At 71.9% G+C, this 14,446-nt stretch carries 9 protein-coding genes; 4 read left to right on the top strand and 5 right to left on the bottom strand.

Annotated elements, in window-relative coordinates; translation table 11 throughout:
- Positions 1 to 97: 97 nt before the first annotated feature.
- Positions 98 to 1,225, top strand: a complete 1,128-nt coding sequence (locus tag WMF14_RS38640; RefSeq protein WP_437794650.1) for a DUF4419 domain-containing protein — start codon at positions 98 to 100, stop codon at positions 1,223 to 1,225.
- Positions 1,226 to 1,253: 28 nt separating this feature from the next.
- Here WMF14_RS38640 and WMF14_RS38635 read toward each other — a convergent pair whose 3' ends face one another.
- Positions 1,254 to 3,581, bottom strand: a complete 2,328-nt coding sequence (locus WMF14_RS38635; RefSeq protein ID WP_437794647.1) for an AAA family ATPase — start codon at positions 3,579 to 3,581, stop codon at positions 1,254 to 1,256.
- A gap of 462 nt (positions 3,582 to 4,043) precedes the next feature.
- Here WMF14_RS38635 and WMF14_RS38630 point away from each other — a divergent pair, with 462 nt between their 5' ends.
- Positions 4,044 to 5,765, top strand: coding sequence for a hypothetical protein (locus WMF14_RS38630; protein ID WP_437794644.1), 1,722 nt, complete (start codon positions 4,044 to 4,046; stop codon positions 5,763 to 5,765).
- Positions 5,766 to 5,877: 112 nt separating this feature from the next.
- On the opposite strand, the gene WMF14_RS38625 is transcribed toward WMF14_RS38630, so the two are convergent.
- On the bottom strand, positions 5,878 to 6,423 hold the full coding sequence (locus WMF14_RS38625; protein ID WP_437794642.1) for a hypothetical protein: 546 nt from the start codon (positions 6,421 to 6,423) through the stop codon (positions 5,878 to 5,880).
- Positions 6,424 to 6,679: 256 nt separating this feature from the next.
- On the opposite strand from WMF14_RS38625, the gene WMF14_RS38620 reads away from it, so the two are divergent.
- Entirely contained in the window at positions 6,680 to 9,190 is a 2,511-nt protein-coding gene (locus WMF14_RS38620) for a hybrid sensor histidine kinase/response regulator (RefSeq protein WP_437794639.1), read from the top strand.
- 22 nt (positions 9,191 to 9,212) lie between these two features.
- Here WMF14_RS38620 and argF read toward each other — a convergent pair whose 3' ends face one another.
- From argF to WMF14_RS38605, 3 genes are all read right to left on the bottom strand, one after another.
- Positions 9,213 to 10,148: an ornithine carbamoyltransferase gene (gene argF / locus WMF14_RS38615; protein ID WP_437325005.1), complete on the bottom strand. Its 936-nt coding sequence runs from the start codon at positions 10,146 to 10,148 to the stop codon at positions 9,213 to 9,215.
- 145 nt (positions 10,149 to 10,293) lie between these two features.
- Positions 10,294 to 11,313, bottom strand: a complete 1,020-nt coding sequence (rtcA, locus tag WMF14_RS38610; protein WP_437794636.1) for an RNA 3'-terminal phosphate cyclase — start codon at positions 11,311 to 11,313, stop codon at positions 10,294 to 10,296.
- 52 nt (positions 11,314 to 11,365) lie between these two features.
- A complete protein-coding gene (locus WMF14_RS38605; RefSeq protein ID WP_437794633.1) occupies positions 11,366 to 12,592 on the bottom strand; it encodes an RtcB family protein in 1,227 nt (408 codons plus the stop codon).
- Positions 12,593 to 12,792: 200 nt separating this feature from the next.
- Between WMF14_RS38605 and rtcR the strand changes: the two genes are divergently transcribed.
- Entirely contained in the window at positions 12,793 to 14,445 is a 1,653-nt protein-coding gene (rtcR, locus tag WMF14_RS38600; protein WP_437794631.1) for an RNA repair transcriptional activator RtcR, read from the top strand.
- Position 14,446 lies beyond the last annotated feature (1 nt).

Here is a 14,446-nt window from a genome sequence, read left to right as displayed (position 1 = left end):
CGCGAGTTGTCTCGCGCGGCGCGCTTGTGTACGAGGTTCTTTCTACGGCAGCGCTGGCCCATGAAGCCGTCGCGCAGGGCCAGGAGGACGAGGAGCTATGAGCGTCACGACGATCGACGTTGCCGAGGTCGCGCCTTCGACGGCGCCCCTGCCCGCGTTCGACGAAGAAGCTTCGGTGCAGAGCCTGCTCGTCTCGCCCATCGAGGCCGCCTACCGCCATCGCCTGCCGCTCGTCGGGCGCACGGACGTGCACCCGCTCGTCCAGGCAGCGTACATGGCGTTCACCCAGCGCTATCCGCTCGTGCTCTCGCCCGACGTGATATGGCTCTGCCTGGCGCGGGGGCTCACGCTCCACATCGCGGCGAACGAGGCGCAGCGGCGCAAGTTCATCCGGGAGGACCGCGATTTCGAGCTGACGCTCGAGCGGCCTGATTTCACCCTCGGCCAGGTGAACCCGTGGCCCATCACGTTCTCGGAGCTATCCGCCCAGACCGCCGCGCAGGTCGGCGGGCTGAGGGAGCTCTTGACAGCCGACTTCTCGACGACAGGGCCGGTCGAGCGGGTGGCCTCGGAGCTCACGGTGACAACCCCGCTCGCGCCGCACTTCGAGTGGGAGCCGCCTTTCCCGGCGGACATGGTGTTTCCGAGACCCGGAATCCCGCGCATCTACCTGATGGGTACGGCGGATGACTGGCGCTCGGTGCGGCAGCGCGCGGAGGCGTTCGGCCCGCTCGGCGCGGAGCGCTGGGCCCGCGCGCTCCTGCCCGTGCTGGACCAGATCGTCGCCTCGGCGGAGGGGCGAAAGCCTCCGGATCCGGCGTTCTGGCGCGCCTTCTTCCGGTACGAGAACGCCGCGGACGAGCTCACCGGCTGGATTCACGTGCTCTTCCCCTACCTCCGCGCGTGGCCCGCAGATCACTTCATCCCGAATACGCACCTCGACGACTGGCTCGAGCGGTGGACGGCGGCAGATGCTCGGCGCAACCCGCTCGTCGCGCTGGCGGATCCGCAGGGGCCGGGGTTCGCTCGGCTCCCGCCGGCGCTGACGAGCGCGCCGCTGCGGCTCGTCGACGCGCACGGCCAAGAGCACTCCCTGGAGCTCATCAGCGGGCTCATCGGCGTCACTCAGGACCCGCACTCGCTCGCGCTCATCCCGGAGTTCGTCTGGGCCGTTTTGCACGAGGAGCCCGGGGCCGCGCCCGAGGCGCCCATCGAAGCGGGCTGAGCGCCGGCCGACCGCGGCTCCCCCTTCGTCACCCGAAACGCACCTCGAGCCCCGCGCCCCCGCCCTCGACCACGATCTCCCTGTCCCGGCACCCGGGATCTTCCGCCATGCGCGCCGCGATCGGCGTGATCACCCGCTCCTCGATCACCCGCTTCAGCGGCCGTGCCCCGCGCCTCGGATCGAACCCCGCCTCGGCCAGGAAGGATCGCGCCTCGGGCAGCACACGGAGCCTCAGGTTGCGCCGCACGAGCCCGGTGCGCGCCTCGGCCTTGGCGAGCTCGAGATCGACGATCTTGAGCACGCTGTCCCGCCCGAGGCCCCGGAACTGCACGACGTGGTCGATGCGGTTCACGAACTCCGGACGGAAATGCTCGCGCACGCCCGCCGGCGCCGCGCGCCGCGCGCCCGGGACGAGGGCGCGCTCGTCGTCGCCGCCGAAGCCGACGGGCGCCCGGTCGGCGACGCCGAGGTTCGAGGTCATCACGATGAGCACCATCCGGAAATCCACGTGGCGCCCGTCCTCGTCCGTCAGCCGGCCCTCGCCGAGGATCGCGAGCAAGAGGTCGAACACCTCGCGGTGCGCCTTCTCGATCTCGTCGAGGAGCACGAGCGACAGCGGCTCTTGCCGCACCCGCTGCGCGAGCGTCGTCGCGTCCGGCCCCGCCGCGAGCAGGCGCGCCGACGAGCCCGGGAGCCTGTACTCGCTCATATCGAGCCGGATCATCCGCCCCTCGTCGCCGAACATGGCCCGCGTGAGCTCCTTCGCGAGCTCCGTCTTGCCCACGCCGGTCGGGCCCACGAACAGCAGCGTGCCGCACGGGCGCTCGGGGTCGTTCATTCCGGCCTTGAAGCGCGCCAGCACCCGCGCCGCCGTGTCGCACGCCTCGTCCTGCCCGATCACGCGCCGCTGCAGCCCGCGCGCGATGGTCTCGGCGCTCGCGGGGATCTCGTCGGCGATGAGCTCGATCGGCAGCCCCGAGTGGCGCGCGTAGGCCTCGGACACGTCCCGCGGGTAGAGCACGCGCGCCGGCGCCGCTCCGGCCGCCTCCGCCTCCGCGCCGGCCCGGGCGCCGGCCTCCTGCGCGAGCCAGTCGAAGAAGCGGAACGCCTTGCCGGGGAAGAGCACGTCGCGCCGGAACATCGCGAGGTGCTGCACCAGCCGCTTCTTGCCCGCCGGGTGCAGCCGGACGCGCGCGTCCTTCCGCGCCTCGTACTCCGCGAGCAGCGCCGGCACCGCGGCCGGATCCGGCTCGCGCAGCCGGACGATCTGGAAGCACGCCACGAGCGAGGCCGCGCGGCGCTGGCACGCCTCGAGCTCCGGCTCGGTGCACTCCGCGATGAGGCTCACCTCGCCGGTCCGGAGCGCCGGAAGGAACACGTCGCCGATCGACGCGCCGTCCGGCTGCGGCCGGAGCAGCGGCAAGAGCGCGCCGACGTGGAGCAGATCCCCCTCGTGCGACAGCTCGCCCACGAGCTTCAGGCACCTCGCCTGCCACATGCCGAGGTACATCATCCCGGCGAGGAGCCGATCGGCCGACGTGCTGAACAGGCCCGGCGAGCTCGCGCGCGCCTTGTCCCTTCGCCACGCCGCGAACCGCCGCGCCAGCCGGTGGACCCAGGTCGTCTTGCCGACGCCCGGGCCGCCCACCAGCAGGATCGACGGCGGCGGCGCGGCGTGCGCCACGTCGAACAGCGGCAGCGCCTGCTCCAGCTCCTCGGACTCGCCCACCGCGAGCGGCAGCCGCTGGCGCGCGGCCTTCTCGACGAGATCCTCGGAGACGGCGTGCAGCGTGGGGCGCTCGTCCTCCGGGCGCCGAGCGCTCCGCCCGGCGCGCTCCATCCGGCGCGGCGACCACGGGCGCACGTACTCGTCTCCCTCCCGGCGAAAATCGAAGAGCGACCGCGGAGACTCGCCGAGCAGCGCGCTCGTGACGAGCTGGCGGAGCACGTCGGGCGCAATCGAGAGATCCTCGAGGACCACGGACCAGCCGAAGCGGGGGAGCATCACGCGGACTCCGCCCTCGGCGAGCTTGCTCGCGAGGTACGTGAGCCGCAGCGGGATCTGGCGCCGGCCGACGACGGCGGTCCGCTTGACCGTGGTCTGCGGGTGGACGTCGACGTCCAGCGAGCGGACCTCGAACGACTCGTCCCACAGGTAGCGATCGAGATCGTCCTCGTCCGTGGCCAGCCGCGCGTGGAGCTCGACCTCGATCGCGCGCAGCACGTCGTCCTCGGAGGCGCCATAGGCGGACGGCGCCGGCCGATCGAAGAGGAATGCCCACGTGCGCAGGAGGATGCCGGTGAAGCGGCCGTCGTGATGGGCGATGAAATAGACGCGGAGCGATTTCTTGGTCATACGGTGGCGGTGGAAACGCGCAGCCTGAGCGCGCGAGCCTACCACACCCGGGCAACACCCCGGGCCGGGAGCGCCGCTGCGCTGGTCGGCCGCGCCGTTGGTTGTTTCGTTGCGCGCGACGTCGTTTCATTGCTCCGCTCTTCCATTTCGCCATTGCGACGATTCCGCCGCAGTCGGTCGCTCGGCGCCCGGAGGAGGCCTGTCCAGGCGCGAAGTGGAGCGGCGTCGGAATACGCTGACGGTCGGCTCAACGTCAGATCAACTCCATGCGTCGTGGTGACGGCGTGCGTCAAAACGGATGCGCGCTGCGACGCAGGAACACCTGTGCTGCATAATTCTGGCGGCGTGGAGATGTGTCATCTCATCCACCCTGGCCTCCTCGGGAGGTGTAGAGTGGTGTTCATGCCGCAAACACCTTATTTCATGACGCCTCGCCGCCGCGCGGCTCGAGCCGCCTTTTCCTTGTTCCTCTCGCTTGCCCCGCTCGCGGGGGCCGTGCCCGCGAGCGCTGCTGTGACGCAGCTGGATGGCACGCGCTTGCCCACGGCGGTCAGCGCCAACGAGATTAACCTCGTGACGGGCCGGGGTTTCCCCAGGGATGCCGTCACGCTCGATGGGCTCTTCGGGTACCGGGGGGAGGACATCGATCCCGTGGCCGACGCGAGCACGGAGCCAGGTGTCTTCTCGCCGCTCTGCGGGTTCTCGGGAGAGCTCGTGCTGCGCGGGGGCGGATGCAAGGTCGCGTTCGGCTGGTACAACGCGAACGCGAGCGGCACGCGCCCGCCGGACAACCAGATCTACGAGCTGATCCCCGCGGACACCTCGACGGCGTTCCGGTGCGAGGACAACGATTTCTGCCCGCTGGCCACGATGGAGACCACCCAGGCGGGGCAGCACGACTGGACACCGCGGCAGTTCTCGGCGGCGGACATCCGGAACGACGCGCGGTACCAGGGCGGCCTGGTCGGCTTCGCGCTGATCGGCAAGGCGGGCACCTACTGCACCCAGACGAAGTTCTCGCAGCGTGAGCTGAACACCGTCTGCACGAGCTGCACGCCGAACGCGCCGTGGGTGACGACGCTGATCTACACGTCGACCGCCGAGCCCGACGCGTTCTATGTCGCCTTCGAGGACCTGCCCGTGACCGCGACGAGCTGGAAGGGGAGCCAGGGCGGGTACGAGAACGACGGCGATTTCAACGATTTCGTCTACTACATCACGGGCGTGACCTGCAAAGGCGGCGGCGAGATCTGCGACACCGGCCTGCAAGGCGCGTGCGCCGTGGGCAGGACGGGCTGCGCGACCGAGGGCGAGGTCGAGTGCCTGCCCGTGCTCGAGCCCGGGGAGCAGAAAGAGACCTGCGACAACATCGACAACGACTGCGACGGCGAGGTCGACAACGGCGAGGGGCTCTGCGACGAGGGCTTCGTGTGCAACCGCGGGTCGTGCGTGCCGTACTGCGGGCGCGGCGAGGTCGTCTGTGACGCCGGCCTCGTCTGCGACAACGGCTTCTGCGTGGAGCAGGCGTGCGTCGGCAAGGAGTGCACCGGCGGCCAGATCTGCGTCGGCGGCAACTGCGTGGGCGGGTGCGACGGCGTCGTCTGCCCCGCGAACCAGGAGTGCCAGCTCGGGCGGTGCGTGGATCTCTGCGCCCACATCGAGTGCGAGGACGGCGCGGTCTGCGAGCGCGGCATCTGCCAGTCCAACTGCGGTTGCCGCACCTGCCCCACCGGCAAGGTGTGCGCGGCGGACGGCCGTTGCGTCGACACCGGCTGCGAGGGCAAGACGTGCGCTGACGGGCAGGTCTGCGTCGCCGGGAGCTGCGCTGACGCGTGCGCGGGCGCCATCTGCCCCGGCAATGCGCCGTGCGTCAACGGGGTCTGCGGCGAGCCCGTGGTCCACGGCGGCGCCGCCTCCGCCGCGAGCGGAGGGCCGGTCGGACCCGACGTGGGGCTCGACGATCCGGTGGATCTGACCACCGGCTCCGGCTCTGGCTCCGGCTCTGGCGCCGGCTCCGGCGGCGCGAGCGGCGGCACGGGCGGCAACAAGCCCGACGCGTCCTGCGCGTGCCGCGCGGGCGCGACCTCGGAGGCCTCGCCGGCCAGGGTCGGCCTGCTCGGGCTCGGTCTCCTGCTGCTCGCCGGCCGCAGGCGCCGCGCGCGCCGCGCCGCGAGCCGCCCGTAGGCTTCCCCTTGGCGCGCGCCGCGAGCCGTCAGTGAACCTCGCAACCTCGCAACCTCGCGCGCCGCGCCGCGCGCCTTCCGTGAGCCGCGCTCTGGCCCGCCGCGCGCCCGCGTCACCACGCGGAGCGCGCGGCCATCGCCGCGACGAGGCCCCCCACGACCGCCGCCAGGACCCACGCGAGGCGCGCGCCGTACGGTGACGCGGCCGCGGCGCCGGCGGGCAGCGGGAACACCACCGACCGCACCCGCCGGGACTCCGCGTCGACCAGGAGCACGCCGTCGACATCGAACGCGACGCGGTACTCGAGCAGCTGCCGCCGCGTCGCGGGCGTGTCGATGCGCGGCGCGAGCCGGCCCGTCTTCACCTCGGCGACATACCGCCTGGGACCGTGCGCCACGAGGTAGTCGGCGCGGAGCCCGACGCTGACCGGCTCGCCGTCGATGTGGACTCCGTACGAGACCGCCACCTGCCGGCCGACGATGGTGTAGCCGAGCTCGCGGAGGAGCGCCTCGGCGCGGGCCTCTCCCGCGGCGCCCTGCTCCCGGCACCGCGAGAGCCGGCGCCGCAGCGATGCGCGCCTCCACGCGAGCCGGAGCGTCTGGACCAGCCCGAAGGAGAGCGCCGCGCCGGCCACGGCCAGGAGGAGCTCGGGCGGCATGTCGCGGAAATCCACGCAGCGCGGGTTTGCTCAGGAATCGGGATACCGGGCCAAGTTTTCTGCGCCGGGTCGCCTGCAGCTTGGCTGGCGCGCATGTCGACGCGCTCCTATGACAGGGCTGCAAGAGGCATACCGCCTGCTCGTGCTCTGGTGTGGTGGCGTCGTGTTTCAAGAGCGTGCCCGGCTGATCTGGTCAGGGATGCACACCCATCGTCCGCGAGAGTACCCTCATCCCGGATCCGAGGGTCGTCTGCCTGTGATCGAACACGAGGAGAGGCACCGTTCGCAGGTCCGCGCGCTGACCGAGGCCAGCCGCGCGCTCGCGTCGGCGTGTTCGGCCCGCGCGATTCAAGAGATCGTCCTCTCGGCGGCGACGCGCCTGAGCGGCTCCGGCAGGGCCGTCCTGATCCTGAACGACGAGGACGAGCGCCCGGTCGTGCGAGCGGCGCTGGGGCTGGATCCGGCGCTGCTCGCCGAGCTCTGCGGCCACCCGCTCCCGAGCGTCGACGACGGGATAGCGCGAGCGCTGGACGGGGCGGCCCACGTCGCCGCCGCGCCGCTGATCGTCGACGGCCGTGTCTCTGGCGTGCTCGCGGTCGAGCGGGACACCCCGGCCTCCGGCGGCGATGCCTGGCTGATCGAGGCGCTCGCCGATCAGGCCGCGGTCGCGCTCGCGGGCCCCGCCGCTGGCGCCGCGCACGCAGACGCCCGGGAGCAGCGCGCGCGCCTGGAGGCGGACGTGCAGGACGAGCGCTATCGCCTCCTCGGTCGAGCGATCAAGGACCCGATCTGGGACTGGGATATCCGGACGGACCGGGTCGAGCGCAACGCGACGTTTCATGAGGTCTTCCGCTACAAGCCCGAGCAGACGGCCCCGACCGGCGCGTGGTGGGTGGACCGCGTGCTGCCCGAGGATCGCGACCGCATTGCGCGCGCGCTCGAGGAGCTCATCCACGGGGACGCCGACACCTGGTCGGCGCAGTACCGCGTCTACCGCGGCGACGGCTCCGTCGCCCGCGTGTTCGATCGCGGCACGGTGCTCCGGGACGCGGGAGGCAAGGCGATTCGCATGGTCGGCGCCTCGGTCGACCTGACCGAGCGGTTCCGGATCGAGAGCGCGCTCCAGGACCGGGAGGATCGGCTCCGGCTGGCCACGTGGGCGGCGGACGTTGGCACGTGGCGAGTCGACCTGGTGACTCAGTACGACACGAGGGACGCGAGCCTGAACCGCATCCTGGGCCTGGATGAGCGCGAGACGACGCAGCCCATGGGCGACTGGCTGAGCCGCGTCCACCCGGAGGATCTCGACGCGGTGATCGCCATGCACGAGCGGTGCGTCCGCGAGCGGTGCATCTACGACCTCATCCACCGCATCGTCCGCGCCGACGGGTCGATCCGGTGGGTCCACGATCGCGGGCGCATCGTCGCCGATCGGGACGGCTCTCCGCTGTTCTTGACGGGCGCCGTCGTCGACATCACCGAGCTGAAGCAGCTCGAGCGCGAGCGCACGGAGCTGCTCCGCCGCGAGCAGCAGGCGCTCGCCCAGTCGGAGAAGGACCGCATCCGGGCCGAGGACGCGAACCGCATGAAGGACGAGTTCCTCGCGACGGTCTCCCACGAGCTGCGGACGCCGCTCACGGCGATCCTCGGCTGGGCGCGGCTGATCAAGGACAAGGACCTCGGCCCGGAGCGCGTCAAGCAGGGCATGGCGTCGATCGAGCGCAACGCCCACGCGCAGGCGCAGATCGTCGACGATATCCTGACGGTCTCCCGGATCATCACGGGCAAGCTGCGGCTCCGCACGATCGCCGTGGATCTGGCCTCGGTCATCGACGCCGCCGTGGACACCATCACGCCGACGGCGAAGGCGAAGGAGATCGAGATCCGCATCGAGCCGGGCGAGGGGCTCAGCCACGTGTGCGGCGACCCGGATCGCCTCCAGCAGGTCATGTGGAATCTGCTCTCCAACGCGGTGAAATTCACCCCGAAGCGAGGGCTGGTCACCGTCAGGGTGGGGCGGAGCGACGCGCAGGTCGCGATCTCGGTCACGGACAACGGCAAGGGCATCGCCACGTCGTTCCTGCCGTACGTGTTCGACCGCTTCCGTCAGGGCGACTCCTCGCCGACGAGGGCTCACGGCGGGCTCGGCCTGGGGCTCGCGATCGTCCGCCACCTCGTCGAGCTGCACGGCGGCACGGTGGAGGCGGAGAGCCCGGGCGAGGGGAGAGGAGCGACGTTCACGGTGGCGCTCCCCCTGCCCGCGGCGCCCTCCGCCGCGCACGAGGGGCCGCCGTCTGCGCCGGGGCGCGCCCTGCCGAGGAGCGGGGAGCCGCCGCCGCTCTTTGGCGTTCACGTCCTCGTCGTCGAGGATGAGCCGGACGCCCGGGAGATGCTCGCGTTCTTGCTGGAGGGAGCGGGCGCGCGGGTCACCACGGCCGGCTCGGCGAGCGAGGCCATGAGCATCCTGGAGCGGCTGAGGCCCGATGTCCTGCTCAGCGACATCGGTATGCCGGGGGAGAGCGGCTATGCGCTGATTCACCAGCTGCGCGCGGCGGGTCGGGACGAGATCCGGCGTATCCCCGCCGTGGCCCTGACCGCCTATGCCCGGCTCGAGGACCGGAGGAGAGCGCTGGCGGCCGGCTTCCAGAAGCACGTCGCCAAGCCGATCGACCCTGCCGACCTGGTGCAGGTCGTCGCGGACCTCACGGGCCGCTCGGGCAACGACGAGGCCTCCGTCCAGTCCCGGCGCGGTGCCCTCCTCGGTTGACGCTGCGCGGCGCGCGCCCGCTCTAGGCCAGCTCGACGCCGAGCAGCCACAGCATGAGTGCCTTCTGCACGTGCAGCCGGTTCTCGGCCTGATCCCACACGCGCGAGCGCGGCCCTTCCAGCGTCTCGTCGTCGATCTCCTCGCCGCGGTGCGCCGGCAGGCAGTGAAGCACGATGGAGTGCTGCGCGGCCTTCGCCATCACCTTGGCGTCCACGGTCCAGCCGGCGAACGCGGTGCGGCGCTTCTCCGCCTCGGCCTCGTGTCCCATGCTCGCCCACACGTCCGTGTTCACCACGTCCGCGCCCGCCGCGCCCTCGCGCGGATCGTGCGTGATCGTGACGTGGCCCGTCTTCCGCGCGCGCTCGACCTCGTCCGCGGGCGGCATGTACCCCTCGGGCCCCGCGAGCACGAGGTGGAAATCGAAGAGCTGCGCCGCCTCGAGCCACGAGCGCGCCATGTTGCTCGCGCAGTCGCCGAGGAACGCGATGCGCCGGCCGGCGACGCCGGTCCTGTCCCCGCTCGCCGCGAGCGCCTCCTGGATCGTGAAGATGTCGCTGAGCACCTGCACCGGGTGGCCGTCGTCCGAGAGCGCGTTGATCACCGGCACGCTCGCCTCCGCCATCTCGAGCAGGCGCGCGGTCGACGACGTGCGGAACGCGATCGCGTCGCAGTACCGGGCGAGCACGCGCGCCGTGTCGCGGATCGGCTCGCCGCGGGCGAGCTGGCTGCCCTGGGTGCTCAGCACGACCGGCTGGGCGCCGAGCTGCGCGATGCCGACCTCGAACGACACGCGCGTGCGCGTGCTCGCCTTCTCCAGGACGACCGCGATGGCCCGGCCGGCGAGGATCGTCGTGCGCCGCCCCTTCGGCTCCTCCTTCAGGCGAGCGGCGAGCCTGAGCACCCGGTGCGCTTCGGCCAGGGTCGTGTCCGTGATCTTGAGGTAATCGCGCTTCGCCATTGTCCCGCCTTCCGCGTCGCCGCCGTCCGGGCGCGCCGCCCTGCCGCGGGGCAGCCCGCGACGCAGGGCGCGCCGTACGCTCGTCGTGATGTGGCACAACCGGGACGCCGCCGTCAATCGGCCGTGGATCCGCCGTGGACCGCGCTCAGCGCCAGATCTCGATCTGCCACGCCGCGTCCGAGATCTGCTCGACCGACGCGCGGATCCCGAGGAGATCTCGGAGCAGCCCGAGGTGGGTTGTCGTGTGGGATGACGGGCGCACCGTCCGGAAGGCGCCGCGGCCCGCGAGGGCGATCGGCAAGAGCAGCTGATCGGCCAGGTGCTCGCCCACGGGGACGCCCGCGGCGAGGTAGTCGCGCGCCTCCTCGGCGGCCTTCGTGGCGACGGACTCCGCGCGCACGCCCTTCGCGCCGAACCCGGTGAAGACCTCGGTCACGTGCTCGCTCTCGACGGCGATGGTGAGCACGTTGCCTGGGCCGTTCCCGCCCTTCAGCACGCTGGGCTTGAAGCAGCCCGGCTCCCAGCCGAGCACCGCCGCCGCCGCGTCGAGCTCGCGCACCGCGATGGCGGCCGGGAGGTTCGACACCGTCGCGACCGCTCGCCGGCCGCGGATCTCCCCGCGCTCGAGGAGCTCGAGCGGCGCGAGCGCCGGCGCCGGCGCGATCGAGACGCGGGCCAGCCCGCCGCCGGCGGGGTAGAAGCCGGGCGTCACGAGCGTCGCGGTGACGTCCGGCCCCATCCTCCGCACGAGCGGCAGGTAGGCGAGATCCAGGAAGTCGAACGGCGGCGCCAGGGGGTTGTGCGTGCCGCCCTCGAGCGTGAGCGCCGACGGCGCGGGCGCGCGGAGCAGCGCGGGCAGGACGGTCTGCAGCACGAGCGTCGTGCTCCCCGCGCTCCCGACCTGGAACGAGTGCTCTCCGGGGACTATCGCGGTCGGTCGAAACACGATCTCCTGCGAGCCGAGCGCGGCGCCCGACACCTCGGCGCGGCCGATCTGGGCCGCGGCCCGGACCGAGGTCAGGTGTTGCCGCATCAGGCCCGGGCGCGCGCGGCCCTTGCGGATCGAGGTGATACGGACGGGCGTCTGCGTGATCAGCGAGAGGCCGAGCGTCGTGCGGAGGATCTGGCCCCCTCCCTCTCCGATGGATCCATCGATGGTCAGCATGGCGGTCGGCTCTCCCCTGGATCAGCGATATCACGGCGTCGGGGCGCACGGCTCACCCCTTCACGCAGACGACCTGCCGCAGGGTGTGGACGATCTCGACGAGATCCTTCTGCGCCCTCATCACGTCGTCGATCGGCTTGTAAGCCGCCGGCGTCTCGTCGATCACGTCCTCGTCCTTGCGGCACTCGACGCCTGCGGTCGCGGCCTCGTGGTCCGCGACGGAGAAGCGGCGGCGCGCCTCGCCCCGCGACATGACGCGGCCCGCGCCGTGGCTCGAGCTGCAGAAGCTCTCCGGGTTGCCGAGCCCGCGGACGATGAACGACCGCGCGCCCATGCTGCCCGGGATGATCCCGAGATCGCCCGCCTGCGCGCGGACGGCGCCCTTGCGGGTCACGAGGACGTCCTTCCCGTAGTGGTGCTCGCGCGCCACGTAGTTGTGGTGGCAGTTCACCGCCGCCACGGTCGCGTCGAAGGGCGGCAGCTCGCCCGAGCCGCGGAGCGCCTCGACCACCTGCGCCATCATCAGCTCGCGGTTCACCGCCGCGAAGTCCTGCGCCCACGACACCGCCTGCATGTAATCGTGGAAGTGCCTCGTCCCGTCCGGCAGGTACGCGAGGTCGCTGTCGGGCAGGTTGATGAAGAAGCGCCTCATCTCCTGCTTGGCGAGCTCGATGAAGTAGCTCCCGACCCGGTTGCCGACGCCGCGCGACCCGCTGTGCAGCATCACCCAGACGCGGTCCTCCTCGTCGAGGCAGAGCTCGATGAAGTGGTTGCCGGTCCCGAGCGTGCCGAGGTGCTCGATGGCATAGCCGCGCCCGATGCGCGGGTGCTTCTCGACGATCTGCCGGTACCGCGGCTCGAGCTCGGCCCACGCCGCGACCTGGGCGGGGGGCGGCGAGCGCCACGCGCCGCGGTCGTTCTTCCCGCCGTTGTCGGTGCGGCCGTGCGGCACGGCGCCCTCGATGGCCGTCCGGAGCCCGCGCAGCGCGTCCGGCAGCTGCGACGCGGAGAGGCTCGTGCGCGCCGCCATCATCCCGCAGCCGATGTCGACGCCCACCGCCGCCGGGATGACCGCGCCGCTCGTCGCGACCACGCTCCCCACGGTCGCGCCGATGCCCTGGTGCGCGTCGGGCATCACGGCGATCCACTTGTGGATGAACGGCAGCGCGGCGAGGTTCTTGAGCTGCGCCTCCGCGGCGGTCTCGAACGGCACGCCGACCGTCCACGCCTTGATGGGCACGCCCGAGTCCGTGGGGATGACGTTGTAGCTTCGCTCCATGGCAAGATCTCCGGTGAGGGGTCGAGCCGTCCGGCTCGCGCCGCGACGCTCGTTCTCGGTGGGGTCCGTCGGTCTTCGTCGGTCTCCGTCGGTCCGTCGTTCCTGCGCATCGCACGGCGCGTGCCACTCGAAATCCAGGCGATCGCGGGCCCCTGGCCCTGCGGATTAGACCTGTGTATAAAACGGTTAGAGAATCTTCTATGACACGCAAGACCACCGTGGTCCTCGGCATGCTCGGCCCGACGCTGGACACCGGAAAGACGCCGGAGCGCTGGTCGCGCTGGCGCCCGAGCGTGGCGCTCTGCCAGCACGAGGACCTGATCGTTGATCGGTTCGAGCTGCTCTACCAGCGCCGCTTCGAGGGCCTGGCCGAGACGGTGATGGGCGACGTGCGGCACGCCTCGCCGGAGACGGACATCCGCGCTCACGTGGTCGAGGTGGACGATCCTTGGGACTTCGAGGCGGTGTACGGCGCGCTTCACGACTTCGCGAGGGCGTACCCGTTCGCGCCGGACCGGGAGGACTACCTCGTCCACATCACGACGGGCACGCACGTCGCGCAGATCTGCCTGTTCTTGCTCACGGAGTCGCGGTACTTCCCGGGTCGGCTCATCCAGACGTCGCCGCCGAAGCGCGACCGTGAGGAGCTCGCGGCCGGGTCGTTCACGATCATCGATCTCGATCTCTCGAAGTACGACCGCATCGCGTCGCGCTTCCAGAAGGAGCAGCGCGAGGGGGTGTCGTTCCTGAAGAGCGGCATCGACACGCGCAACGCGGCGTACAACCGGCTGATCGAGCGGATCGAGCACGTGGCGATCGCGTCGCGCGCGCCCATCCTGCTGATGGGCCCGACGGGGGCGGGGAAGTCGCAGCTCGCGCGGAAGATCTACGACCTCAAGAAGGGTCGCCGGCAGGTGGGCGGTGACTTCGTGGATCTGAACTGCGCGACGATCCGCGGCGACGGGGCGATGTCGGCGCTGTTCGGGCACACGAAGGGGTCGTTCACGGGGGCGCTCCAGGACCGCCCGGGGCTCCTGCGCAAGGCGCACGAGGGGGTGCTGTTCCTCGACGAGATCGGCGAGCTCGGCGCGGACGAGCAGGCGATGCTGCTGCGGGCGATCGAGGAGAAGGCGTTCTTGCCGGTCGGCTCGGACAGGGAGGTGAGGAGCGAGTTCCAGCTGCTCGCCGGCACGAACCGGGATCTCGCGCTGGAGGTGGCGGCGGGGCGCTTCCGGGAGGACCTCCTGGCGAGGATCAACCTGTGGACCTTCCGGCTCCCGGGCCTCCGGGAGCGGGTCGAGGACATCGAGCCGAACCTCGATTACGAGCTCGACGCCTCGGCGCGGCTGCTCGGCGTGCGGATCACGATGAGCCGCGACGCGCGCGCGCGGTTCCTCGAGTTCGCGACGTCGCGAGAGGCGGTGTGGCCGGGCAACTTCCGCGACTTCAACGCGGCCGTGACGCGGATGGCGACGCTCGCGCCCGGGGGGAGGATCAGCGTGCCGATCGTGGACGAGGAGATCGGGCGTCTCGTGGAGGCCTGGCGGCGAGCGCCGGCGGCGGGCGGGCGAGCGCTCGCCGCGGGTGGCGCGGCGGGGGAGGGGAGCGATGGGGACGATCTCGTGGTCGCGGCGCTCGGCGCGCGCCGGGCGGCGGCGCTCGACCCGTTCGACCGGGTGCAGCTCGCCGAGGTGCTGCGGGTGCTGAAGGGCGCGCGGTCGCTGTCGGAGGCGGGACGGGCGCTGTTCGCGGCGTCGCGGGCGAAGAAGAAGAGCGTCAACGACGCGGACCGTCTGCGGAAGTACCTGGCGCGGTTCGACATCGACTGGAGCGAGGTGGCGGGGGGCGGGTAGA

It is taken from the genome of Sorangium sp. So ce693, assembly GCF_051521375.1.
Lineage (GTDB): Bacteria > Myxococcota_A > Polyangia > Polyangiales > Polyangiaceae > Sorangium > Sorangium atrum.
This window is presented reverse-complemented; position numbering and strand designations above follow the sequence as displayed.